The sequence below is a fragment of the Chitinophaga sp. ARDCPP14 genome, assembly GCF_051362515.1.
Classification (GTDB): domain Bacteria; phylum Bacteroidota; class Bacteroidia; order Chitinophagales; family Chitinophagaceae; genus Chitinophaga.
The window spans coordinates 105649-131610 of the sequence record NZ_JBKIXB010000002.1; the positions used below are offsets into that span (position 1 = coordinate 105649).

15 protein-coding genes are annotated in these 25962 nt (G+C 47.3%); 6 read left to right on the top strand and 9 right to left on the bottom strand.

Annotation, left to right across the window (positions count from 1 at the left end; all coding sequences use genetic code 11):
- Positions 1-49: 49 nt before the first annotated feature.
- The 6 genes from ACLHR0_RS05000 to ACLHR0_RS05025 form a co-directional block, all read right to left on the bottom strand.
- Positions 50-6082, bottom strand: coding sequence for an alpha-2-macroglobulin family protein (locus ACLHR0_RS05000; RefSeq protein ID WP_436485114.1), 6033 nt, complete (start codon positions 6080-6082; stop codon positions 50-52).
- Between the two features lie 146 nt (positions 6083-6228).
- On the bottom strand, positions 6229-7116 hold the full coding sequence (gene sucD / locus ACLHR0_RS05005) for a succinate--CoA ligase subunit alpha (RefSeq protein WP_370908431.1): 888 nt from the start codon (positions 7114-7116) through the stop codon (positions 6229-6231).
- Between the two features lie 226 nt (positions 7117-7342).
- Positions 7343-8158, bottom strand: a complete 816-nt coding sequence (locus ACLHR0_RS05010; protein ID WP_429042222.1) for an ABC transporter ATP-binding protein — start codon at positions 8156-8158, stop codon at positions 7343-7345.
- Positions 8159-8160: 2 nt separating this feature from the next.
- Complete coding sequence (locus ACLHR0_RS05015) at positions 8161-8904, bottom strand: MlaE family ABC transporter permease (RefSeq protein WP_370908433.1); 744 nt, start codon at positions 8902-8904, stop codon at positions 8161-8163.
- Positions 8905-8966: 62 nt separating this feature from the next.
- On the bottom strand, positions 8967-9998 hold the full coding sequence (locus ACLHR0_RS05020) for a hypothetical protein (RefSeq protein WP_370908434.1): 1032 nt from the start codon (positions 9996-9998) through the stop codon (positions 8967-8969).
- 219 nt (positions 9999-10217) lie between these two features.
- Positions 10218-12530, bottom strand: coding sequence for an NADP-dependent malic enzyme (locus ACLHR0_RS05025; RefSeq protein WP_436485117.1), 2313 nt, complete (start codon positions 12528-12530; stop codon positions 10218-10220).
- Positions 12531-12675: 145 nt separating this feature from the next.
- Between ACLHR0_RS05025 and ACLHR0_RS05030 the strand changes: the two genes are divergently transcribed.
- Positions 12676-13116 carry a DUF4293 domain-containing protein gene (locus ACLHR0_RS05030; RefSeq protein WP_079471035.1) on the top strand — a complete coding sequence of 147 codons (441 nt, stop codon included), beginning with the start codon at positions 12676-12678 and terminating at the stop codon, positions 13114-13116.
- A 72-nt stretch (positions 13117-13188) separates the two neighbouring features.
- On the opposite strand, the gene uvrA is transcribed toward ACLHR0_RS05030, so the two are convergent.
- Positions 13189-16008, bottom strand: a complete 2820-nt coding sequence (uvrA, locus tag ACLHR0_RS05035) for an excinuclease ABC subunit UvrA (RefSeq protein ID WP_429042231.1) — start codon at positions 16006-16008, stop codon at positions 13189-13191.
- A gap of 286 nt (positions 16009-16294) precedes the next feature.
- Here uvrA and ACLHR0_RS05040 point away from each other — a divergent pair, with 286 nt between their 5' ends.
- Positions 16295-16876 carry an RNA polymerase sigma factor gene (locus ACLHR0_RS05040; protein WP_235015960.1) on the top strand — a complete coding sequence of 194 codons (582 nt, stop codon included), beginning with the start codon at positions 16295-16297 and terminating at the stop codon, positions 16874-16876.
- A gap of 283 nt (positions 16877-17159) precedes the next feature.
- Here the strand turns inward: ACLHR0_RS05040 and ACLHR0_RS05045 are convergent, their stop codons facing one another.
- A complete protein-coding gene (locus ACLHR0_RS05045; protein WP_429062598.1) occupies positions 17160-18359 on the bottom strand; it encodes a thiolase family protein in 1200 nt (399 codons plus the stop codon).
- A gap of 201 nt (positions 18360-18560) precedes the next feature.
- Between ACLHR0_RS05045 and ACLHR0_RS05050 the strand changes: the two genes are divergently transcribed.
- The 4 genes from ACLHR0_RS05050 to ACLHR0_RS05065 all read left to right on the top strand — a co-directional run bounded on the left by ACLHR0_RS05050 (position 18561) and on the right by ACLHR0_RS05065 (position 24184).
- A complete protein-coding gene (locus ACLHR0_RS05050) occupies positions 18561-20489 on the top strand; it encodes a hypothetical protein (RefSeq protein ID WP_436485121.1) in 1929 nt (642 codons plus the stop codon).
- Between the two features lie 149 nt (positions 20490-20638).
- Positions 20639-21682, top strand: a complete 1044-nt coding sequence (gene rlmN, locus ACLHR0_RS05055; RefSeq protein ID WP_370908440.1) for a 23S rRNA (adenine(2503)-C(2))-methyltransferase RlmN — start codon at positions 20639-20641, stop codon at positions 21680-21682.
- Positions 21683-21739: 57 nt separating this feature from the next.
- Positions 21740-23425: a pseudouridine synthase gene (locus ACLHR0_RS05060; RefSeq protein ID WP_436485123.1), complete on the top strand. Its 1686-nt coding sequence runs from the start codon at positions 21740-21742 to the stop codon at positions 23423-23425.
- 15 nt (positions 23426-23440) lie between these two features.
- The gene (locus tag ACLHR0_RS05065) at positions 23441-24184 is read left to right on the top strand and encodes an RluA family pseudouridine synthase (protein WP_370908442.1); all 744 of its coding nucleotides are present in this window, start codon (positions 23441-23443) and stop codon (positions 24182-24184) included.
- Between the two features lie 45 nt (positions 24185-24229).
- Here ACLHR0_RS05065 and ACLHR0_RS05070 read toward each other — a convergent pair whose 3' ends face one another.
- A complete protein-coding gene (locus tag ACLHR0_RS05070; RefSeq protein ID WP_436485125.1) occupies positions 24230-25951 on the bottom strand; it encodes a metallophosphoesterase in 1722 nt (573 codons plus the stop codon).
- Positions 25952-25962: the final 11 nt, after the last annotated feature.

Below are 25962 nucleotides of genomic sequence, written 5' to 3' on the forward strand. Positions count from 1 at the left end.
AAGGGCTGATGGAGATGTCCACCAGCCCTTCTGAACTATATTACTGTTATTACTCGGTTACTTTTACATTAAGGCCGCTGCTATGTGCGGAAAATTCCGGCGCATACATACACTGGGCGGTACTGATACCGTTGGAAAATTTACCCTGATGGGTAACAAACAATGTATATTCAAACACATAAGTTCCCTTGGGCAGATAACTGAAAAAGAAATCTGTAGAGGCATCCCGGGTGCTTTCATAATAGCTCAATCCATCCTGCCACTTGCTAGCGCTGATTACATTGGTAGGCTCAAAACAAGCCGCCCGCATGTCTTTCAGGTGAATGTATTCCATCTGCCTGTCGGCGCGCAGCACAATCCGCACTTTTACTTTGTCTCCTACTTTCAGTTCGTTGCCATCGGTGATTTTAGTAAGTACCGGTCCTTTGTCGCTGTTCACTTCTTTGAACAGTTCTTTTTCCAGTACCAGCGGCGTGGCGGCAGCAGTAATTTTATCCAGGTCTTCAAAGTATTGCCAGTACACGGCGCCCCAGGAAGGCTGTCCTTTACTGTCGCTAACGGTTACGCTGATGTTGCCCATATCCGGCTTCACGGCTTTGGCGTCTATCCTTTCTTTAAAATAGCCGGTACCGGCTTCTTTGGCAGCGGGTTTCACCGTAGTATTTCCAAGTTGAATGGATACTTCGGGAGAAGCAGCCAGCCAGTTAGCGCCCTGCAGCAGCATGGCGTAGCAGGCGTCTGCGGTCGCTTTGGTGGTATGCCAGTTATTAGTTTGCTTGTTTTTCAGCAACCAGGTTTTCATATCTGCCACTGCCCCGGCGTCTTTTCCTGCTACCTGGAAGGCTTCAATCAGTAATGCCTGTGTTTCAATAGGCGCCTGGTACCAGTTGTAACCACCGGTTACATCTTTCCAATACATACCCATCTCTTTACTGTTCATGGCATTTTCCTTCAGCGATTTTAATATAGCCGCCGGCGTTACCTGGTCATTCTTTTTGAACTGCGATAATGCAATCATGCCCTGTGCATAACGGCTTTGCTTTGTCCAGTATTTCTGCTGCTGGGCGTAGTAAAAGTCAAACGACTTCTTCATGGCAGCCGGTACGGGTTTGTCGAAGAAGCTGCGGGCATACAGGTAGTGGATCTGCACCTGGTTGATCTGCTCCTCTTTCAGGTTAGCCTTTGCTTTGATCAATCTATAGTAATCTGCATCGAGCTCTTTATCGAGGTAGTCGATGGCCTTCATGGCCATTGCGGTAGCTGCCGGATCTTTTTCTGAAGTCAGCTGCTGCAAATGACCTAAGCCTGCAACAATATACTGTGTAAGGAAACGGTCTTTCCACATGCCTGTAAACCATGGGAAAGCGCCATCCGGCAATTGTTTCGCTGCCAGCTGATCCAACGCTGATTTTCTTTCCTTCTGCATCCGTTGCAGGTCGAACAGCAGCGCGATATTCTTTTTCTGCTGCGCTTCATTTTTTGCTTCCAGCACCCACGGCGTTTGTTGCAGCAACACGGATTTCAACTCTTCGTTCTTTGCCAGGTTGCTTTGCAATGCGGCCGTATCGGTGATCTTCCATTTATCAAAGATGGCCTTTAAACCAGGAGTAGCATTGGTAATGTGTGTAGCCAATGCGTTGGCATAATAGCGGTTAAATACCTGCTCAGCGCATTCATACGGAAATTCCATCAGGTAAGGCAACGCCTGTACAGCGTACCAGGCGGGATTACTGGTATATTCCACGGTAACGCCATGCTGTACAATTGTTTCGGAAGAATCGCTATGCAGTAATTTATTAAAGGTAAAGTCGTGTTTACCATCGCCGCGAACCGGTAATGGAAGCGATTCTGTGACCAGCATCCGGTTGGTTAACACGGGCAATGCATTTTCTTCTCCATCGCTGAAATTCCCTGCCTGGGCAGTAACCCGGTAAATGAGCGCGCTCTGGAACCCGTGCGGGATCTGGATCGGGAAGCTTACCACGGTACTTTGTCCTGCTTTGGCCGTAAAATGTTGCAGCGGGAAAATGTTCTGGAACCATCCATCCACCGGTTGCATGGTAGTAGCATCCAGCAGTTCCAGGTGTGCCTGGCCTATCAGCTGGGAGTCCGACAGGTTACTCACTTTAGCGGTGAATTCCATTTTATCTCCTTCGCGTACAAACCGGGGCGTATTGGGCTGGATCATCAGCACTTTCTGTGTAACAATACTGGCGTTGGTATAACCGAAGGCCAGATCCTTTGTATGTGCCAGACCCTGGAAGTTCCATTTGGTGAGGGCTTCCGGAACAGTAAACTCAAAGGTGATATTGCCGTCCTTATCCGTGCGGAGATCGGGGAAGAAGAAGGCAGTTTCCTGGAAGTTTTTACGGATAGCAGGAGCGATTGGCTCCTCGCCGCCTGCCGGCGCTTTTTCTTTGGCCGATTGGGTGTCAACGGCTTTATAACCCATGGCGTCGTCGGCCATTGCTGCTGCCGGGGCTGGCGCCATTTCCTGCAGGGCTACACCGGGCGCGAAGCCACCTACCGGGGCAGATGCTTTCATTCTTTTTGTAGTGGCAGCCCCCCGTATCATGATCTGTCCTCCGCCGGCGCCGTCCATCATGTTCCAGTCGAACAGGTTCAGCATTTCATAGTTCTTTTCCTCCGCCGGATGTACTTTTCCATCACGGTCATACAGTCCTGTAGACACATCCATTTTGAAATTCTCCCCCCCGTTAAACCTCAATATATTATTTACATAAGGGTAGATAGCCGGCTGGTACCATTTGTGTGGCACAAACTCATCCAGGGATGCATCATACATGGAAGCAAGCATTTCGGCGGCTGCTTTTTCATTTTTATACCCGGATATCTGTGCGGTCCATTTTTCTTTTTCTCCCGGTAATAATTTATCGCGATGGGTACCCAGTTTTATCTGCAGGTCTTTATTGTCCCAGGCAACTGTTACGGTTGGCTCAACGGTAAACACCCGGTTATCTTTTACAAACACATAGGCCAGCGATATATTTCCCCGGTCATTTTCTGTAACGGGAAAATCCAGCTGCTTCACACCGGAGAGTTCCAATGTGGAAAGTACTTCCGGCGCAATTACCGTTTTCTTTGTTTGAATCAGGTGCACGCTACCTGCAGAAGAACCTAGCAGGATGGTGGCCGTTTTACCCGGCGACACTACTGCAGCAGCAGGATAGGACCACAAATATACAGGCGCTGGTAACGTTTTCGGATGAGCGTCTATCAACTCGAAGGTTGTTTTCTGAACAACCAGTTCGTTGTTTTTATCTTTTGCACTTACTTCCAGTTCATAAAATCCAGGGGCCAGTTTTTTGGTATCCAGCACTACTTTCCCTTCGGGATTACCTTTAACCGTTTCCTGTAGAACTGCCGCCTGACGGGGCCAGTTTTTATGATCATCTTCCGATTTATAGATATCTATCGGGAACGCCTGTACGTAACTGGCTTCGTCCATTACAAACTGATCGGGCGCTTCCCAGTAGCGGGGACGCAACAGGCGCTTGTTGGGAGTGAGCGGTTTTATCTGCACCGTAAGGTTAGCTGGTTCAAATGCGCCGTTCAGGTTGCGGGAATAAATCCTTACGTCCTTGAAATCATCCCGTTGCAGGCGAGCCGGCGTGTTTACCACAATTTCCATCGACTGGTAGCCCACACTTACTGTTTGGTCGCCACTGCGGGTTTCGCCGTTAAGATCTGTTACATCGGCATGTACTACGTAGGTAAATACCGGTTTGGTGGCAGGATCTACGGATTTATCGTTGAGCGCGGGAAACTGCACCTGGAAGGCGCCATTGGCGTCGGTAGTTGTTTCTCCATGAACAATTTCACGGGAAGAACCGTACGGAGCGGCTATCTTGTAAAATAACCACGGGTAAGGATAACGTACCCGCCGCTCTACGCGGTAGGTGACTTTGGCGCCGTCGATATTATTACCTGCAAAGGCCAGGGCTTTTGCACTGGCGGTAACGGTGTCACCTATACGATAAGTGCTTTTTATGGTATCAAACTGCACATAGAATTTTGGGCGTTTGTATTCTTCTACCTGGAAAGCGAGGTATCCGTTGCCCACCTCATCTCTCAGGCTGTAACCACCGTTCATGCGGCCTTCCGGCAATATAAACGTCCCGGAATAAGCGCCGAATTCATTGGTGGTTACTTTAATCGAATCCGCTTTATCGCCATTGGCGTCGTACAACGACAAAGTAGTTTTGTAATTAGTGAGTATGTCACTGCCGGTTTCGTTGGTGCGTTTCTTTAAAACAATTCCTTTAAAGTAGATGGTTTGCCCGGGTCGGTAAATGCTCCTATCGGCAAACAGGAATGTTTGAGCCTTGGGTTCCTCTTTCCGCTCATAGTTGGTATAATAGTAACGATGTGAGTCGATATACAGCTCATCCTGACCATTTTTCCAATGCAACCGCAGGTTATTATTTTGCTTTATGGGAGCCGGCTTTACGCGGCCATCGTTGCCGGTAGTAAGGTTTTCCACCAGCGTCCATTCTTCTGTATTGTTGTTCTTATTTCGCAGCAACTGCAGGTTGATACCAGCCAGTGGCTTACCGGTGGTACGATGCAAGGCATAATAGGTAGTACCGTTTTCCACATAGCTGATGTTGGATACCCAGGTCATTTGCATGGCCATAGGATTATTTTTCAGTGCAAACTTCGGATCAGCGCTGGACAACAGCATGTAATGGCCGGTTGGCAGCGCATCTATTTTGATTTCCGCTTTGTGAGTGATATAATCCTCCGGATCGGGCAGGGCCTGTTCCCAGGATTTGATGACCGGGCGCGACAGCATCAGCTGCCAGTAAGTATTGCCCTGGTCGCGGTAGTTACTCTGCGCCTTGCGTAACAGCTTCAGGAAGGTTTCATCTATTTTAAAAACACGCAGGTAGATCTTATTAATATTCTTATACCTCACCAGTGTTCTGAACGGCAGCTCCGGTACATTCACCGTTTCTGTTGCCAGTTCCAGGAATTGCTCGTTAATCTGGTCCAGCATATAAGCGCAGGATGCGCCACCGCCCGATTCCGGCGCCAACGCCACCGCCTTTTCGCAGATAGCTTTCGCTTTCCGCATATTATCTCCTTTCCCGTTTTCCGTGTCATCTGCCTTTTGCATATAATAAGATGCCTGCATTACCATTACAGTGGTCACCTCTTTTTGCCCCTCGTAGGCTAATGCCATCTGGTCGAGCGCCTGGAGATAAAGCGCCTCTTTATTTTCCATTACTGCCACCAGGTTTATCCAGGCCATTCTTTCCACATCCACATCCAGTAGGGCGGCTTTATCGCCGGCATGCAAACGGATCAGTTCCTGCAGGATCAGCAGGGCTTGATATTGCAGGGAAGTGCTGTCGGCGCTGGTGAAGTGATGTGCCGCAAAGCTAGCGGCGGGCGCAAAGGCAGCAGGGTCCGTAAGTTCAAACTGGTTGGCGGGGTTGGTAATGGTAGCTTCCCCGGATTTAAAATAATCCAGGGCGCGGTGAGCCAGCAGATCGTACAGGGTTGGCCGCAGTGGCCGGGTATTTCCTTTAACGATAACGGGTTCAAAGGCAATGAGGCTTGTTTTTTCCAGTAATTCCCGGTCAGACAGCGACGCCTGGTAGGCGGCGGTAATTTCCTGGTGCAGCCGGTCGGCTCCCCAGGTGCTTACATCTGTTCCTTCATCGCCGGCGATGGCGGTGCGGTTGTAGAACCGGTACCGGTTATTCTGAAAATACCGGTACAGCATTTCTGCTTTGATGCTTTGCAGGATGGCCTTCTGCGCGCCGGCAGCAGCGGCGATTTCCGCGTCCATTTTCTGCATATTGAGCAGGGTGCTGCTGTCGTTGATCTGCGCGTTGTACTTCATCTGGTAGATGAGCGCTTTGATTTGCTGTGCCGTTGCCTTGTCTTTTACGGCGTGGGCATAAATATCGTTGACTACTTCCAGGGCTGATTTAGGTAATCCCTTATCTTCCAGTGTTGTAATTTTCTTCCAGGAGTTATCGTAGTTGAACTGGGCCATCATCTTATTGTTGCTAAAGATTAAAACAATGAATATTCCGATGAATAAACGCATATGGGATCGTTATTTACAGTAAGTTAATTCTTTTACTGAAGGATGCCGGTGCAGGCATGGTTTCCATAAAGGGGAACAAAAAAGGTGAAAAGTGTTGGAATAAATCCCCTTCACTTTTCACCTTATATATTTTTACCGGCAGATAATTATGCCAGGGCTGCAGTTTTGCTTAATACTTCTGCCATTGTTTTACCAATGTTAGCAGGACTTTCCACTACGTGAACACCACATTCTGCCATGATCTTCATTTTCGCAGCAGCGGTATCTTCAGCACCACCGATGATAGCACCGGCGTGCCCCATACGGCGTCCCGGAGGCGCGGTTTGACCAGCGATGAAACCAACTACGGGTTTAGTACCGTTTGCTTTGATCCACTGGGCAGCTTCCGCTTCCATGCTTCCGCCAATTTCACCGATCATGATGATACCTTCTGTTTCAGGATCATTCATCAGCAGTTCTACCGCATCTTTGGTAGGTGTACCGATGATGGGATCGCCGCCAATACCGATGGCAGTAGAAACGCCTAAGCCGGCTTTTACTACCTGGTCGGCTGCTTCATAGGTCAAAGTACCGGATTTGGATACGATACCGATTTTACCTTTTTTGAAGATAAAGCCAGGCATGATACCTACTTTAGCTTCATCTGCCGTGATAACGCCAGGGCAGTTTGGCCCGATGAGGCGGGTAGTTGTACCCTGCAGGAAATTCTTCGCCTTGATCATATCCTGTACAGGAATACCCTCTGTGATACATACCACCAGAGCAATACCAGCTTCGGTAGCTTCCATGATTGCGTCAGCTGCAAATGCAGGAGGTACAAAAATGATAGAAACATTCGCACCGGTTGCCTTTACTGCATCGGCTACCGTATTGAACACCGGGCGTTCCAGGTGTGTGCTGCCACCTTTACCGGGTGTAACACCACCCACTACCTGGGTACCATATTCGATCATCTGTGTAGCGTGGAAAGTACCTTCTGTACCGGTAAATCCCTGAACAATCACTTTACTATCCTTATTAACTAAAACACTCATCGCGCTTGTTTTATTGGTTTAATATTATATGTCTGATTCTTCTGGACGGCAAAAATAAGCCGATTTCCATAATTCTGCAATTTAGTGCCTTTAAGATAAAGCTACCAATTGGTTTGGAAAATAATTGGCAATAAATAAGGAGAGTACCCGGGCAGGTAGTGCCAATAACAACAGATTTAAATACTATATATTATCTTTTTAACTGACAATCATATACATATAAACATTACTGTTCTCCCTGTTCCTTTTTCAGCTGATCCCGCCACTTTCCATCTTTAAATAATTCCAGCTGCCGCATTTCTTTTGCTTCCCGCAGGAACTCGGAGGCAAAAATGAAGTCGTTTAATTTCTGGTCCTTGCTGAACACGATATCTTTATTGCTACCCTCCCACTGTTTCTGGCCCTGGTACATATATACAATATGGTCGCCGCTTTCCATTACGGTGTTCATGTCGTGGGTATTAATCACGGTAGTAATGTTGTATTCCTGGGTGAGTTCTGTAATGAGCTTATCAATAAGCAGGGAGGTTTGCGGGTCCAGACCGGAGTTGGGCTCATCGCAGAAAAGGTATTTCGGGTTGAGCACAATGGCGCGGGCGATGCCTACCCTTTTTTTCATCCCGCCGCTGATTTCAGCGGGGAATTTCTTTGCGGCTTCTTTCAGCTGTACCCTTTCGAGGCATTCTGCTACCCTGGCCTTCTTTTCTTTCAGCGTGCCTTTTCCAAACATTTCCAGGGGAAACATCACATTTTGTTCAACGGTCATACTGTCGAACAGGGCGGAACCCTGGAACAGCATGCCTATTTCCTGGCGTATTACCTTTTTCTCTTTTTCATCCATGGCGGTAAAGTCCTGCTTATCATACAGTATCTTTCCATCATCCACTCCCATCAGTCCTACGATGCACTTCATCATCACGGTTTTACCGCTACCGCTGGCGCCAATGATGAGATTTACCTTACCGGGTTCCATTATGGTTGATACGCCCTTCAGTATTTCCTTATCCCCAAAACCCTTTCTTATGTCTTGCAGTTCAATCATGATTACAGTAATATGGCCGTTAATGCGTAGTCCATGAATAATATCAGCACGCAGCTTACCACCACGGCAGTAGTGCTGGCTTTACCTATTTCCAGTGCGCCGCCGGTTACGTTATAGCCGTAATAAGCTGATACGCTGGCAATAATAAACCCGAAAGTATAGGATTTGGCCATCGCAAAAAATACGTTGTATGCCTTGAACTCCTGGCGGAGCCCCTGCATAAACTGCTCGGAAGATATAATGCCCGAAAGCACGCCTGCTTCCTTGCCACCCCAGATACCCAGGAAACCCGCAATGGCTACCAGTACCGGTATCATCAGTATGGCGGCCATAATTTTAGGCGCTATCAGGTATCCTTTGGTATTGATCCCCATAATTTCCAGGGCATCAATCTGTTCGGATATCCGCATGTTACCCAGTTCCGAAGCTATTTTTGATCCGATTACGCCCGCCAGTACAATACAGGTAAGCGTTGGCGCAAATTCCAGGATAATAGTATCTCTTACCACCTGTGCGATGGTACTTTTTGGAATGATAGGACTTACCAGCTGATAGGCGGTTTGTAAGGTAGTTACCCCTCCCATAAACAGGGAAATAATAAATACTATCCCAAACGACCCTACGCCGATATCCACACATTGCTGCATAAATTGCTTCCAGTACATCTTCATGTTTTCCGGGCGGGAAAACATGCCTTTGAGCATGAGCAGGAAGTTTCCGAAATGATAGAAGAATTTGAACTCCATAACTGATCAAAGATAGGAAGGATTTTTTCAATCATATCCTAATTTAAGATTTAATGCAGGGCTTAGCGTAAACTACTTACCAGCAAACGCTTCAAACTGCGTTCAATGATCTCCCCCATTGTTTTACAACGGGAAAATACGGCATCATGATAATATTCTGCCAGCTCATCGCCCAGCTGCTGGATCTTTTCGGGGAAAGAAACGCGGTCGGTCATAATTACATCCCTGAGGTCTTTGATGCGATGCCGCTGCACTTTAATACGGCGGGCAATTACCGCACGTTCTTCCTGCTGGTACTGTTTTACCACTTCGGCATTGAGATGTTTAATGGCAAGGTCTACAAATATCCGGTTCTCTTTGAAGTACTGCGGCATATATAAAGTACGCCGGCCTTCGTAAAACTGCTGATCAAAATCAATGGCACGGATACGGAACTGTACATCATCAAAATCCGGGGTAATATCAAAAATGAAATTATAGGAACGCATGTCGCCCAGCAACCGTACAAAGCACCGTTCATTGAACTTTACAAATTCCTTGGCAATACGTTTCGGGTTAAATTCGGGCCTGTTCAGGTAGTGAAGAATAAACTGATCACCAGGCACCCCGGCAATATGTTCTTCCACGAGGGTATTACCATCGATCAGAAAGTTCATCCAGTAGGGAGATAAAATATGCTCCAGTTCCAATCCATAAATACGGGAGGCATCGGCGATCTTGATATAAAAATAATCGTATACCTCGTTGTAATTATTAACAATCTTAATCCGGAAAGGATGGGAATTCCCAAAGGTGCAGTAGTCGATCCGCTCAATATGCAGGTGCTCTTCCGCCGTTTGGTCGCCACCGGCCTTCAGAATGGAATACACCCGTTTTAACCCCGCATGAATGGACCCTACCATACTCTGTGGATAAAAAACGGTTTCCCACAAAGTATCTTTCCCTTCCTTGTCGTACACCGATATCGCCTGATCGTAATACCGCAGTTCCTCGTAAGATATCGGCAGCTTCACTTCCCGCTCATACATTTTAAGGTAATTGCGGAAAGCAGAGTTAATCGGAAAAAATATCTTCTTTCGGGAGATGGTTTGCATGGGATAAATATAGCGGATTTTGTCTTTCTCAGGATTACGCTGATTAAACTGATTAGCTGGATTTTTACTTTTTGGATTTTTTCTGATTTTTAGATATAATAATTAAGGGAGATAAAAGCGAATCTCCGCTTCTATCTCCCTTAATCCTTTATAAATCCAACAGTAAAAATCCAGCTAATCAGTTTAATCAGCGTAATCCTGAGAAAGACAACATCCGCGTTACTTCTTTTTCTTCTTGTCCTTCGCGTTCTTCTCGTCTCTGCAGCATTTCTCCTGGGCGTCTACCACGGCGATGTTTACCATGTTTACGATTTGCCGTACGGTGCTGCCCAGCTGGAGAATATGTACCGGCTTCTTCATTCCCAACAGGATGGGACCGATGGCATCAAATCCGGCCACTTCCTGCAACAGGTTGTAAGCGATATTACCGGCGGCCAGGTTAGGGAAGATGAGTGTGTTTACTTCTTCTTCCAGTAATTCCGTAAACGGATAATTATCTTTCAGAATTTCCTTATTGAAAGCCATGGCGGCCTGGATTTCTCCATCTACAATGAGGGAAGGATCACGTTGCTTCACTATTTCGCGGGCTTTGCTCATGGTTTGCGCTTCCGGCGTCTGGCTGCTGCCAAAGTTGGAATACGACAGCATGGCAATACGCGGTGTCATATTAAAATGCTTCACTTCCTTTGCTACCATCATGGTGATATCCGCCAGTTCTTCCGCCGTTGGGTTGAAGTTTACGGTGGTATCAGCAAGGAATAGCGGTCCGCGTTTGGTTTGGATGATATACATGCCGGCTACACGCTTTGCGCCGTCTTCCATACCAATTACCTGCAGCGCCGGGCGGATGGTATCAGGATACTTACGGGTGAGGCCGGAAATGAGGGCATCTGCTTCCCCGGTTTCCACCATCATACAGCCGAAGTAGTTACGTTCCCGCATAATTTTACGCGCTTCGTAGAGGTTCAGTCCTTTGCGCTGACGTTTCTTGAAAAACAGGTCACCGAAGCGGTGACGCATTTCCTTCATATGTTCGCTCTTCGGATCTATGATCACCACATCATCAATTTCGATGGCGTTTTCCAGCATCAGTTCACGGATGCGGGCTTCGTTACCCAACAGGATCGGGTAGGCGATACCTTCGTCGTTCACTACCTGTGCGGCTTTCAGCACTTTCAGGTTATCTGCTTCCGCAAAAACAACCTTTCTCGGGTCGCGGCGGGCTTTGGTACCAATGATCCTGAAAAGCTGATTGTCCAGTCCCAGGCGGTGATTCAGTTCATTCCGGTATGCTTCCCAGTCGGTGATGGGCTGGTGCGCTACACCGCTTTCCATTGCCGCTTTGGCGACGGCAGGTGCTACTGTGCTGAGCAGGCGTGGATCCAGTGGCTTGGGAATGATATATTTCGGTCCGAAGAAAATATTTCTTTCATTATAGGCCAGGTTTACGATATCTGGCACCGGCGACTTTGCCATATCGGCCAAAGCCCTTACTGCTGCCAGTTTCATGGCCTCGTTAATTTGTGTGGCTCTCACGTCGAGGGCCCCACGGAAAATGTAAGGGAAGCCCAGTACGTTGTTCACCTGGTTGGGATAATCGGAGCGGCCGGTAGCCATAATAATATCCGGGCGGGCTGCGATCGCTGCTTCGTAGGCAATTTCCGGGTCCGGATTTGCCATGGCAAATACGATCGGGTTTTTAGCCATGCTCCTGATCATTTCGGGTGTTACCACATTTCCTACAGACAATCCCAGGAACACGTCCGCGCCTTTCATGGCTTCTGCCAGCGACTTAACTTTCGTGTTGGTAGTGAATTGTTTATGTCTGTCGGAAAGATCCTGGCGGTCTTTGTTCAATACACCATCTTTATCAAACATGATAAAGTTTTCCGGTTTGGCGCCCAGTGCCACATACAGCTTAACACAAGCCATGGCAGCGGCTCCTGCACCATTCACTACTATTTTTACTTTCTCTATTTTCTTTTTAACCAGTTCCAGTGCATTCAGCAGGGCGGCGGAGGAAATGATGGCCGTACCGTGCTGATCATCGTGCATGATCGGAATTTTCAGCTCTTTCCTGAGCCTGTCTTCGATTTCAAAACACTCGGGGCTTTTAATATCTTCCAGGTTAATGCCCCCGAAAGTTGGCTCCAGCGCCTTTACAGCGGCCACAAAGGTATCCGGATCTTTTGCATTCAGCTCTATATCAAATACGTCAATGTCAGCGAATATCTTGAACAATACTGCTTTCCCTTCCATCACCGGTTTACCGGCTTCAGGGCCAATATCTCCTAAACCCAATACAGCGGTACCATTGCTGATAACGCCCACCAGGTTGCCTTTCGCGGTATATTTGTAAACGTTTTCTACATCATTGAAAATTTCTTTGCATGGCTCTGCCACTCCGGGAGAGTATGCGAGGGAGAGATCCCACTGTGATTTTGTGTCTTTCGTAGGTATGACTTCTATTTTGCCCGGCCTGCCCTTTGCATGATAATCCAACGCATCCTGCTTATTCAGTTTCTTTGCCATATAAATATAAGATTGTTATTGGGCGTGCAATATACGAAGTATTGAATTAAGGGCAGCCACCCAAATAGTGGGATATCCTCTCATAATTAAGCATGCTAACCATTAAAATTACTTACTTTTACAGCGTTAAACATTCGTAAATATCATGATACAACGCATCCAGAGTCTCTATCTGCTATTGGCTGCCGCCGCAGGCGCTGCTGCTCTGTCTTTCGATTTGTGGAGAGCTACCCTTTCCAATGGTGTAAAACAATCTGTAAACGCCTCCAGCAACTATCTCCTGTTTGTACTGTATATTATTATTATCCTGCTGGCCCTCGTTACCATTTTTCTTTTTAAGAAACGTAAACTGCAGTTCCGGCTGACAATATTTAATATTCTTTTTGGTTTTGGAGCACTGGCCTATCAATATTATGTAGTGCAGCAAACGGCGAATAAACTGAATACCGGCGGCATTACTATTACCTCCGCATCTTATTTGCCGGCCTCCTTCTTACCGATTGTTGTCATTATACTTTTATTCCTCGCTGCCAGGGGAATTTATAAAGATGAGAAACTGATCAAGTCACTGGACAGGCTCAGATAACACAACATTATTCCCACAAAAAAGCCATTGCCTTTACACACGTAAAGACAATGGCTTTTTTTATGTACATCATTATTTCAGGAACTTCCCGGTATAACTTTCTTTTACTTTCTTCAGTCCTTCCGGCACGCCGGCATACAGCAAATTACCGCCACCAGCACCACCTTCGGGGCCAAGATCTATTACCCAGTCGGCACTCCTGATCACATCAAGGTTATGTTCAATCACCAGTACCGTATGTCCCTGTTCGATGAGGGCATTAAAGGAGTCCAGCAATTTTTTAATATCATGAAAATGCAGACCGGTAGTAGGCTCATCGAAAATAAACATAATATGCCCCTGCGCCTTTCCCTTACCCAGGAAGGAAGCCAGCTTTACACGCTGTGCCTCGCCGCCGCTCAGGGTATCACTGCTTTGTCCGAGTTTTACGTATCCTAATCCCACACTGCTCAACGGGCGTATTTTGTTGCACACATCTTTTTCATCCTTGAAAAAGTCGAGTGCCTCGTCTACGCCCATATCCAGTACTTCGTAAATATTCTTCCCTTTATAGGTTACTTCAAGTACTTCGTCTTTAAAGCGTTTACCACCGCAGCTTTCACAGGTAAGATGTACATCTGCCAGGAACTGCATTTCCACAATCACCTCCCCTTCGCCTTTACATGCGTCGCAGCGGCCGCCATCTACGTTAAAGGAGAAATGTTTTGGCTGGAAGCCGCGCATCTTGCTCAGCGGCTGTTTGGCGTACAAATCCCTGATCTCATCATACGCTTTGATGTAAGTTACCGGGTTGGAACGCGACGATTTACCAATTGGATTCTGATCAATCATTTCCACCTGTGTAACATCATCCAGTGCCCCTTTGAGCGCTTTGTGATTGCCTACCCTTTCCGCAAATTCGCCTTTCAGCTTCATCAGCGCAGGATACAGGATCTGCTTAACCAGCGTGGTTTTACCCGATCCGCTCACGCCACTGATCACTGTTAGTACCTGTAACGGAAAATCAACTGTGATGTCTTTCAGGTTATGCTGACGGGCGCCTTCAATGGTAATCGCTTTTTTCCATTTGCGTACTTTCGCCGGCGGATCAATGGTAAACTGACCGCTGAGGTATTTACCGGTGAGGCTTTTACTATCTTTTAAGATCTGCGGATAAGTGCCTTCAAAAATAACTTCACCACCCAAATGACTGGCCAGTGGCCCCATATCGATGATATAATCGGCTTCCTCCATCATCTGCTCATCATGTTCCACTACCACTACCGTATTACCGAGATCGCGCAATTCTTTCAATACGGCAATCAAGCGGTGTGTATCCCTTGCATGCAATCCTATGCTCGGCTCATCAAGAATATACATGGAATTGGTGAGGTTACTTCCCAGTGTGCGGGTAAGCTGAATACGCTGACTTTCGCCACCACTGAGGGTATTGGCCACCCGGTTCAGGGTAAGGTATCCCAAACCTACATCCAGTAAGGTTTTAATCCGGTGGTTAATTTCAAGCAGGATACGTTTCCCGATCTGTTGTTCAAACTCATTGAGTTGCAGGTTATCAAACCATTCTTTCAGGTTGGATACCGGCATATCTACCAGTTCGGCGATACTGCGGTCGCCTACTTTTATATAAAGCGCTTCTTTGCGTAACCGTCCGCCACCACAATCCGGGCACACGGTGCGTCCGCGATAGCGGGCCTGTAACACGCGGTATTGTACCTTATATAGGTTCTGTTCCACCATTTTAAAGAACTCGTTGAGTCCATAAAAATGTTCGTTACCAGTCCAGAGTAATTTCACCTGTTCATCGGTGAGCTCTGCGATGGGCTTATGCACCGGGAAACCAAATTTCCGCGCAGTTTTGATCAGCGCTTCTTTGTATTCTCCCATCTTTTCTCCGCGCCACGGGGCTACAGCGCCTTCAAATACGCTTAACCGTTTATCGGGGATCACGAGGTCGGCATCGATGCCCAGCACCTGTCCGAATCCTTCACAGGTAGGACATGCACCGTACGGATTGTTGAAAGAGAAGAGGTTGGGAACCGGTTCTTCAAACTGAATACCATCCAGTTCAAAGCGGTTCGCGAAATGCTGCATCTCTTTACCATCAATTTCCACGTAGCAATCGCCTTCACTTTCATAAAAAGCGGTTTGCACGCTATCGGCTATACGATGTTTATCATCTTCCTCAAAATCCTTTGCTACCAAACGATCTATGAGCACCCAGGCGTCGGCGGGAACAGTGATTTTTTTCTGTTCCAGCAGTTCCTCTATGCGTACCAACCCGGTGCCTTCACTACCGGGCATATATAAACGGGAGAAGCCTTTCTGCACCAGTATGTTCAGTTCTTCTTTCACCTCTCTTTTGGCATGCCTGCGGAAGGGAGCGAGCAGTAACACTTTTGTGCCATTTTTCAGTTTAGTGATATAATCTACCACATCACTTACTTCATGTTTTTTTACCAGTTTTCCGGAGATGGGGGAATAGGTTTTACCCACTCTTCCATACAACAGCCGCAGATAGTCATATATTTCCGTCATCGACCCTACGGTGGAGCGGGGCGTGCGTGTAATTACTTTCTGCTCAATTGCGATCGCGGGACAAATTCCCTTAATGTAATCTACATCCGGTTTGTTCATCCGCATCAGGAACTGGCGGGCATAAGAACTTAAGCTTTCGGCATACCTGCGCTGTCCTTCCGCGTACAGGGTATCCATGGTGAGGGAGGATTTCCCGGAACCGGACACACCGGTAACAACTACCAGTTTACTGCGGGGAATGGAGACGCTTACATTCTTAAGATTATGTACCCTGGCTCCTTTTATGAAAATCTGGTCCTGTGGGCTAACTTCCTGAGGATCAATTATGCTTGTTTGTTTCTTTACTTTTGTTGCCATGACAGAACAAATTTAAGGGAAAAGATGTTAGCTCGGTCGCTTGCTTTTTACACGCGTCTGCAATACGCTAAAAGCTAATACCTAAGCCCGGAAAGCTATTTTTATTATTTGTTTTATTGAACTAATCTTCTATATTTGCATAGGACCAGATCTATCTCGCTGGATATTCCAAAAATCATCATTAACTAAAAACTGTTCGTATCGCCTAAACTCTACTTAATTAAAACAACCAAACTGGCTGTAAAGTCTGTAATTTATTTACTAACCCGCCTAGTTGTAGAAGTTTATGCAAGTAATGTACAAATTGTGCGATGAGCAGTTGATTACCCTCTTTAAAAAGGGGCATTCTTCCGCATTAGAAGAGTTGGTTCACCGTCATAAAGATAAGGTGTTCACCTCTATCCTGTTACTGGTTAAAGATTCATTCCTTGCGGAAGATATTTTCCAGGACACTTTCATTAAGATTATTGACACCATCAGAGCTGAACGTTATACTGAAAAGGGAAAGTTTTTACCCTGGGCAATGCGTATTGCGCATAATCTGTGTGTGGATCATTTCCGGAAGATCAAGCGTACACCAATGATCAGGACCGGAGATGACAAAGACATCTTTGATGTACTGGGCTTCAGCGACAGCTGTGCAGAGGAGAAGCTGATTACCCGTCAGAGTCACGACCGCGTTCGCAGAATGCTGGACATGCTGCCGGAAGAGCAGCGGGAAGTGATTATCCTGCGACACTATGCAGAATTAAGTTTTAAAGAAATTGCCGATCTCACGCAAGTGAGTATCAATACCGCACTGGGTCGGATGCGTTATGGTCTGATCAATCTCCGGAAAATGATGACGGAGAAGCAAATCTGTCTATGAGGAACCCTTTTTTTTGCTTGCCAGCAACGAGCGGCCGGATGTAATGTCCGACCGCTCGCTATTTTAGGGGGGTGCGGATTTTGTCTTTCTCAGGATTACGCTGATTTTAAGGATTACCCGGATTTTTACTTTTGGATTTTATAAAGGATTAAGGGAGATAGAAGCGGATATATTCGCTGTTATCTCCCTTAATTATTAAATCTAAAAATCTTAAAAAAATCCAAAAGTAAAAATCCGGGTAATCCTTAAAATCAGCGTAATCCTGAGAAAGACAACATCCGCGTTAAACGCGTTCGAACACCATTGCCGCGCCCTGTCCTACTCCCACGCACATGGTGGCCAAACCATATTTGGCGCCGCTTCTCCGTTTCATTTCATGCAGCAGGGTGGCTGTGATACGTGCACCACTGCATCCCAGCGGGTGGCCAATGGCAATGGCGCCGCCATTTACATTTACGATGTCGGGATTCAATGCCAGGTCACGCATGCAGGCGAGCGACTGGGCAGCAAAGGCTTCGTTCAGTTCTGCCAGGTGAAGCTGGGCAGCTGTGATACCGGCACGCTGTAAAGCCTTTCTGGAGGCCGGCACCGGGCCTATCCCCATAATGGAAGGATCCACGCCGGCTACCGCCATACTTTTTATTTGGGCCAGCGGCTGAAGATTAAATTGCTTCAACGCTTTCTCAGATACAATTAATACTGCTGCGGCTCCATCATTGATGCCGGAAGAATTACCGGCGGTAACCGAGCCGCCTTTTGCAAATGCAGGGCGTAATCCTGAAAGTTTTTCCAGCGTAGTATCGCGGGGATGTTCATCTTTTGAAAAAATAACCTGCTCTTCTTTATTAGGCGTGATGGGCACTGCGATAATTTCATCCTGCCATTTGCCGGCATCCAGGGCTTGCCTGTAAAGGGTTTGACTCCGTAAGGCAAAAAGATCCTGCTCCTCCCGGCCAATATTCCATTGGTTCGCCACATTTTCCGCGGTTTCTCCCATAGAAAAAGGATAGTACATATCAGCCAGTTTTTTATTGGTAAAACGCCAGCCGATGGTGGAGTCATACATCTCTGTTTTGCGGCTGAAAGCACCATCCGATTTACTCATTACAAAAGGCGCGCGCGTCATGCTTTCCACGCCGCCGGCCAGGTATACATCTCCTTCACCACACATCACTGCGCGGGCGGCATCCATGATGGCCTGCATACCGGAAGCGCATAAACGATTCACCGTATTGCCGGCAACCGTTACCGGCAAACCAGCCAGCAACGCAGCCATACGCGCCACATTCCGGTTATCTTCCCCGGCCTGGTTGGCAGCGCCGGCAATTACATCTTCTATTACAGCAGGATCGAGAGAAGGATTTCTTTCCATCAGCGCCTTCAACAGATGAGCCAGCAGGTCATCCGGGCGGACAGTACTCAATGCGCCCCCGTAACGGCCTATCGGCGTACGCACCGCATCTACAATGTATGCAACTTGCATGTGGTTGTTTTGGTTTATATGCAAATAAAACACATCCCGCCAACTCAACCAATAAAACATCATCCCCCTTTTGTACAGAAATTCACAAAAACCGCCAGATATAACCCTATTCCCGCCTTCCAGTAATTGTCGCTTGACTCATCACCCTGCCGGGCCTAGTTTTGCCGCTGTCATTAATTCTATCAAAAAATAACCCCAAAAATGAAACACCTTAGTAGCGTGGTGTGGCTGGCAGCCTGTATGCTCAGCACTACACCTGTAATTGTGAAAGCCCAACAACCCGCGGGCGAAAATGAGACAAACCTCTCCGAACTTTTGTACAGACCGATTAAACCCACTGCCAAAATCATGGAAGGCACAGAACCTTCCCGGCAGGTAGCAACTCCCCGTGGCGCCGTAAACGTGAGAAATCTACGCGCCGCCCCTAAGTGGAACCTGGTTACCAATAACACGGCACAACAAATCAATATCGATAACCTCCAGTTGCTGCCGGAAAAAGTGATTACTGTTAAGAAAGTGAATGCACCTCTGTATTGCACGCCTCCAACAGTAACCATCGGCTGCTGCAGCTATTCCATCAAAGATGAAGTAGCCAATAAAAACCTGATGTATGCCTCTCCTGCAGCAGTGTTCAGCAACGAAACCGATGCCCGCACTTTTGCCGGCAGCCTGTCGCCAAAAGTTCCGTTCTTCCTGCCGTATACCAACAGCAAAGTATACCCGGCCGGCGCATGGAAATATGATAACGGCAGCGGTCACGGCTCTGTAGACTTCCTTAAAACCAGCGACGCCTACGGCGCCGGCATCGATCCTACTTTTGGCGTATATGCTTCCGCCTCCGGAAAAGTGGTGACCGCCATGTGGGATCCGTTCTTCGGCAACGTGGTGATCATTGAACACAAAGCGGCAGACGGAACATCCTACCGCACCGGTTACTTTCACCTCCGTGGCGGCTTTGATCATGATGTGGCTAATGCGAAAGTTATTAAAGTGAATGACCCCAATGATAAAGATGCCCGCGATACCAAGTATAAAAAATTTGCCAACCTGCCCAACCCATCGCAGTTACTGTGGGGTACCAACGCTCAAAAGCTGAAGGTAAAAGCAGGAGATAATGTATACGCCGGCCAGCAAATTGCCTGGGCGGGTAATACGGGCTTTGGTGGCGCCGGCTGGGGACTTAACCAGGATGGCACCCCTACCAATCCTAATACCGGCAACAACCACCTTCATTTTATGCTGTGGGTGAAAAGCCCGGGTACCGGCGCCGACTGGATGGAAGTAGATCCTTATGGCGTGTATGCTACCTCAGAAAGCAGCAACAGCTCCTGCTATGAAATAGGCGCCAACGGCGGATTCAACCGCTTCTTTGCACCTTTCTATCCTTCTTTTCATAATGTACCAGTGCAGTATATTACCCAATACTGGGGCTATTATACCGGCATGGGCATGGCGCTGCAAACCCTGAGCGTACATAAATCCGGTAACCAGTACCTGGCATCCGGCTCTTTCCAGCAGGGACTTCCCGGCGCCTGGTATTGCCGCATTAACATGAACAGCACCCAGTACCAGCAATACTTCGACGAGTATTACGGAAAAGGATATATTCCCCGCCAGATCTCCGTTACCAACGACAATGCCGGTAATCCGCTGTTTACCGCCATCTGGCAGAAAAGAGGCAATGAAAACTTCGCCGCCGTACACAATGCTACAGACGAAGTATATGCCGCCAAATGGAAAACATATGTAGAACAGCAGAAAATGCGCGTAACCGAACACGTAGTATACTACGCAGGCGGTAAACGCTACCATGCCGGGGTATTTGGCAGCAGCAACCCCGGAGGGTTTTACATGTATTATGGCATGAATACCACCGACTTCACCAAGAAGTTCGAGGAATTAAATAAAGCAGGTCTGATGACCGTAAACGTAAACATCGAGGAAAACGGGAGCCAGAATAACGTAGGTGGGCTCTGGTGGCCGAAAAGCAAGGCGTACTATTCTTACATGAATATGACCCCATCCGATTACCAGGCTAAATTCACCGACCTCTCTGCACAGGGATACCGCCTGTTCAGGGTACAGGGATATGACAATTCCTCCCATTTTGCCGCTATCTGGATGAAATAAGCCGAATACATCATATATAACTGAATGCCACAGCTGGAAACGGCTGTGGCATTCAGTTTTAAGGGACATTCTGTCAGTACGCCAATATTACGTATCTTTGCCGTTACTTTCCGACTGCCGTAAGGCAGCCAACTGCTCAATTAATGATAATGAAGTCTGACAATAAAAATATCCGGCATTTAAGTTTACCGGCTTTACAGGAATATTTCGGGTCAATAGGCGAAAAGCCTTTCCGTGCAAAACAGGTATACGAGTGGCTTTGGCTGCGGCATGCCGATAGTTTTGAAGCGATGACCAACCTCTCCAAAGAATTACGACAAAAATTAACGGAGCATTTTTCCCTTCCTGCTGTAAAGGTAGACGCCGTACAGCAAAGCAATGATGGTACCATAAAGAGCCGTTTCCGCCTACATGATAATCACCTGGTAGAAGGCGTGCTGATTCCGACAGACAGCCGCCAAACCGCTTGTGTGTCCTCACAGGTAGGTTGCAGCCTGAGCTGTAAGTTTTGTGCTACCGGTTATATGGAGCGCAAACGTAACCTCGACTACGATGAAATTTATGATGAAGTGGCGCTGCTTAATAAACAGGCCCTGGAATCATCCGGCAAAAAGCTGAGCAACATTGTATTCATGGGCATGGGCGAACCCCTGCTCAACTACAAGAACGTATTACAGGCCATCGAACGCATTACTTCCCCCGACGGCCTGGGCATGTCGCCAAAACGTATTACTGTTTCAACCGCCGGCGTGGCTAAAATGATCCGCCAGCTGGGCGACGATAAAGTACGTTTTAACCTGGCATTGTCTTTACACGCCGCCAACGATAAGAAACGCAGCGAAATTATGCCTATCAACGATTCCAACAACCTGAAGGAACTGATAGACGCGCTGAATTACTTCTACAAGGCTACTGAGAACGAAATTTCTTTCGAATATATCCTCTTCAAAGATTTTAACGACTCAAAAGAAGATGCTGATGAGCTGATTAAAATATACAGGCAGGTCCCTGCTGATCTGGTAAACATCATCGAATACAACCCGATTGATATGGCCCGGTTCCAGAAACCGGACGCCAAAAAAGCAGAAGAGTTCATGGAATATCTTGCCAAAAACCGGGTGAACGCAAGGTTGCGTCGCAGCCGTGGTAAAGATATTGATGCTGCATGCGGACAACTCGCCAATAAAGGCTGATTCTATAATAATATATCTACTGGTCATGTACGCATGATCATCAATCAATAATAATTTATGAAGAAAAAACAACCTGCTAAAAAAGGGTTTGGTCCATCAAGGGATAACAAATTTGGTAAAAGCGACAAACCAGCAGGCAACCGCAATCGCTCCTCCGCTGATGGCGAAAGGCCAGGAAGAGCATCTGCAAAAGATAACCGCAGCGCTGACGACAGTTCCTCATCCCGCAAGCCCCGTTTTGGTGGCGAAAGCGCCGGCGATGAAAAACCTGCTTTCCGCAAACGTACTTTCGACAGCAACGGCAGACCTGCCCGTAAAAAAGGCCCGGCTACCGATAGCTTTGGAAATGATAAACCTCAACGCGGCAAACGCAGCACCGGCAGCAGCGAAGAGAAACCTCCGTTCAAACGCAGCTTCGGCGAAAAAGGCGAAGAAAAACGCTCCTTCGGCAGAAGTGATGATAAACGTTCCTTTGGTAAAAGCGACGACAAACGTTCCTTTGGTAAAAGCGACGATAAACGTTCGTTTGGAAAAAGTGACGACAAGCGTTCTTTCGGTAAAAGCGACGACAAACGTTCCTTTGGCCGCGATGAGAAACCAGGCGCACGCAAACGTTTCGACAAAGACGAAAAGCCTTTCCACAAACGCAGCAACGACAACGACTTTAAAGACCGGAAAGATAAACCAGATGGCGATCGCGCTTTCAGCGCTTTCAGAAGAGACGGAGAACGCCCGGAACGCGTACGCAGCTTCGATAAAGAAGAAGGCAGTGAAAGAGCTCCCCGCAAACGTACTTACGGTGCAGGAGCAGCTAAGAAAACTGACGACAGCAGCGCTTTTCATTTCCACGGAGAAAAGAAAAAAGGTGGAAAAGAAACTCCCAGTGGCTTCAACCGCAAGAAATTCTTTGATAAAACCAACGAACGCTTCGCCGATAAACAAGATAAAAAAAAAGGCACAAAAGTAAGAGGCGCTAACGACCACGAACATACGAACGAAGGCAAAGAAAGCATATTTGGCCCCGGCGAAATGCCGCTGAACAAATTTGTGGCCCATTGTGGTCTTTGCTCCCGCAGAAAAGCAGTAGACCTGATCAAGGAAGGCAAGGTAACGGTGAATGGCAAAGTGGTTACAGAACCCGCTACCAAAGTAACCAGCAGCGATGTGGTAACTATGCAGGATAAAAAAATTACCCCGACTAAAAACCTGGTGTACATTCTCCTGAATAAACCCAAAGGCTACATTACCACTACCGATGATCCGGAAGGCCGCAAAACTGTAATGGACCTGATCCAGGACGCTACAGAAAATGAAAGGGTATATCCCGTAGGACGCCTCGACCGCAATACCTCCGGTTTATTGCTGCTCACCAATGATGGTGAACTGGCGCAACGCCTGGCGCATCCTAAACACAATATCAAAAAGATTTACCAGGTAGAACTGGATAAACCATTGACTAAAACCGACTTCGAGCAAATCATTGCAGGCGTAACCCTGGAAGATGGCGTAGCACTGGTAGATGCACTGGGTTATGTAGATCCGAAAGATAAAAAGCAAGTAGGCATCGAAATTCACAGTGGTAAAAACCGTATTGTCCGCCGTATCTTTGAACACCTGGAGTATACAGTGGAAAAGCTGGACCGTGTAATGTATGCCGGTCTTACCAAAAAAACACTGAACCGTGGCCAGTGGCGCTTTCTCAATGAGAAAGAAGTAATCCTGCTGAAACACTTTAAAAAATAACTGCCGAATTACGGAATGCGATTATCTGAACATATTATACTAGAAACGCCTGATTTTGTTGTAGTAAACAAGCCTTCAGGAATGCTTACGCTGCCCGACCGTCATGATAATGAGCTGACCTCCCTGATAGCGATCATGAAAAAGGCTTACGGCGAAATATTCACGGTACACCGGCTCGACCGCGAAACCAGTGGCATTATCCTGTTTGCCCGCAACGAAGCAGCGCATAAATATTTCTCGCAGCTTTTTGAAAGCCGGGATGTAAAAAAGTTTTACCTCGGCCTGGTAAGCGGCCAGCCAATGCCTAAGCAGGGAAATGTGAGCGAAGGAATCATGGAGCATCCGGTACAGAAGGGAAAGATGGTTACTAACCGTAAAGGGAAACCATCTTCTACAGATTATGAAGTGCTGGAGGAATTTGGTCTTTACAGCCTGGTGAGGATGCAGATCCATACCGGCCGTACCCACCAGATCAGGGTGCACATGAAGTACCTGGGGCATCCCATTGCGGTAGATGAATTTTATGGCAGCGCACAACCGGTGCTGTTATCTTCTATCAAGAAAAAATTCAAATTAGGCAAGCACACGGAAGAAGAGCGGCCATTACTCAGCAGGCTTGCCCTGCATGCGTCCATGCTGATCTTCAAAGATCCTTCCGGTAAAGAATATACAATAGAGGCGCCGCTGCCCAAAGATATGAGCGCCCTGCTCACGCAGCTGCGGAAACACCGTGGTAAGCAGCCGGCAGGCGAAGAATAAAAAAGAAAGGGCCGTGTAATGTACACGGCCCTTTCTTTTTATATTTTATTTTACCAGCTCTCCGGCTTTACCCAGATTAGCTGCTATTGTATTCCCGTTTTCAAGATAGATCTTACCATCCCTGTAAACAGCCGGGCATGTTTTCCCATCCCTGAAATAATTTCCCGGAACGGGAATATCTCCTTCCCTTCCCAGCTTGACTGGTGCTTTAAACCTGTCAATAATCCATTCACCGGTTGAAGGGCGGAATACAGCCATTTCTGCCCTGCCATCGCCATCATAATCACCGGGAACGGGGATATCGCCCGGCACATGTTTTACCTGCAACGGGATATTCCCCAAACTTGTTTGCCACAACGAATTGTCGGTACGAAATATGCCTACATCCAGCATACCATCCCCATCATAATCTGCCGGAACGGGAATCCCGTTTTTATGCCCGAACCGGATGCTGTCCATGCCATCAAAATACCAGGTAAGCGTAGATGGACGATACACTGCCACCTCTGCAAAACCATCGCCGTCATAATCTCCGCACACCGGGATATCGCCCGGCTGACCAAGCGCCACTACTTCCCCGCCCTGCATATAAAACTTACCTTCTGAAGGCCGGAATACCGCGAGCTCCGTTTTGCCGTCCCCGTTATAATCAGCCGGTGCTGGAATATCCCCGGCCTTGCCAAACTCAATTTCCTTTTGTCCTGCTATCTTCCATAAGCCACCGGAAAAGAAGGCGATATCCGTAAGCTGGTCATTGTCATAATCGTGGTAGCGGGCTACCGTGGTATGATGCAACCAGGGAAGTGTAAACTCACTATCCGCATCCTTTTCTTCTTCGCCGGTATAAGGCGAAAATGTGCGGACACTGATCAGGTCTTTTGATTTCGAAAACTTCATCAAACGCATTAATCCATGACCACCTTCCGGCCGGCTTTGGTAGTCAGATAAAAATGACCGGATAACATTCCCTGCGTAACCATCCTGGCGATACCCTTCGCCGTTATCCCCCACATGCCCCGATAAGGTTAACATCACGTTGGGATAACTTTTTAACCGGTCGAACATACGTTGGGCTTGTTTTGAAAACTTCGGGAATCCCTTCCTGTTGGTACCTGGCGTCTTATTAAAATGAAGGATAGAATGACTCACCAATATCGCCTTCCTGTCGCTGTATTTTTCGAGTACCTGGCTGGCCCACCTGTTCATTCCTTCAATATCTTCCCCATAAGAATCGTACTCTATAAAGATGCTGATAAATGGAATGTCGCCGGCTTCAAAAAGATCATAGTGACTATCGTTGTTATCGCCATAGTGACCACCATACCATTTTTTATCTTTAAAATGTCCGATGCCGAAATACTTATTGTACTGATCTGTTTTACCGCTTAGCGGATACTGACTTTTCGTTTGATCATGATTTCCTACGGCCATGCCATACGGAATGCCTTGCGGATAACCGGGTTGCGGTTTTTCCAGCACATACATGGATGCAGCTGCATTTACCCATTGTTGCGGAAACTTTTCACCATCGTCAGATATATCTCCCAGGTGAATCACATATTTGATGTTTTCCTTTGCTGCATTTTTTACGATCCATTCTGTTTGTGCAGTAAACATTTCTTTCTTCCCACCGTTCTTCTCCGCGGTGTAATACTGGGTATCAGGGAGTATGGCAATTGAAAACTCGTCTTCCTCTTTTTGTTGTGTATTGCTAAAGCTACTGGTAGTTAACAGTAGCAATATACAAAAGCCTCTTTTCATCATCATGATGTGTTGGT

Bases quoted from the DNA above. Each gene is read 5' to 3' on its own strand.
- ACLHR0_RS05000 (WP_436485114.1), bottom strand. From the start codon at position 6,082: ATGCGTTTATTCATCGGAATATTCATTGTTTTAATCTTTAGCAACAAT.
- sucD (WP_370908431.1), bottom strand. From the start codon at position 7,116: ATGAGTGTTTTAGTTAATAAGGATAGTAAAGTGATTGTTCAGGGATTT.
- ACLHR0_RS05010 (WP_429042222.1), bottom strand. From the start codon at position 8,158: ATGATTGAACTGCAAGACATAAGAAAGGGTTTTGGGGATAAGGAAATA.
- ACLHR0_RS05015 (WP_370908433.1), bottom strand. From the start codon at position 8,904: ATGGAGTTCAAATTCTTCTATCATTTCGGAAACTTCCTGCTCATGCTC.
- ACLHR0_RS05020 (WP_370908434.1), bottom strand. From the start codon at position 9,998: ATGCAAACCATCTCCCGAAAGAAGATATTTTTTCCGATTAACTCTGCT.
- ACLHR0_RS05025 (WP_436485117.1), bottom strand. From the start codon at position 12,530: ATGGCAAAGAAACTGAATAAGCAGGATGCGTTGGATTATCATGCAAAG.
- ACLHR0_RS05030 (WP_079471035.1), top strand. From the start codon at position 12,676: ATGATACAACGCATCCAGAGTCTCTATCTGCTATTGGCTGCCGCCGCA.
- uvrA (WP_429042231.1), bottom strand. From the start codon at position 16,008: ATGGCAACAAAAGTAAAGAAACAAACAAGCATAATTGATCCTCAGGAA.
- ACLHR0_RS05040 (WP_235015960.1), top strand. From the start codon at position 16,295: ATGCAAGTAATGTACAAATTGTGCGATGAGCAGTTGATTACCCTCTTT.
- ACLHR0_RS05045 (WP_429062598.1), bottom strand. From the start codon at position 18,359: ATGCAAGTTGCATACATTGTAGATGCGGTGCGTACGCCGATAGGCCGT.
- ACLHR0_RS05050 (WP_436485121.1), top strand. From the start codon at position 18,561: ATGAAACACCTTAGTAGCGTGGTGTGGCTGGCAGCCTGTATGCTCAGC.
- rlmN (WP_370908440.1), top strand. From the start codon at position 20,639: ATGAAGTCTGACAATAAAAATATCCGGCATTTAAGTTTACCGGCTTTA.
- ACLHR0_RS05060 (WP_436485123.1), top strand. From the start codon at position 21,740: ATGAAGAAAAAACAACCTGCTAAAAAAGGGTTTGGTCCATCAAGGGAT.
- ACLHR0_RS05065 (WP_370908442.1), top strand. From the start codon at position 23,441: ATGCGATTATCTGAACATATTATACTAGAAACGCCTGATTTTGTTGTA.
- ACLHR0_RS05070 (WP_436485125.1), bottom strand. From the start codon at position 25,951: ATGATGATGAAAAGAGGCTTTTGTATATTGCTACTGTTAACTACCAGT.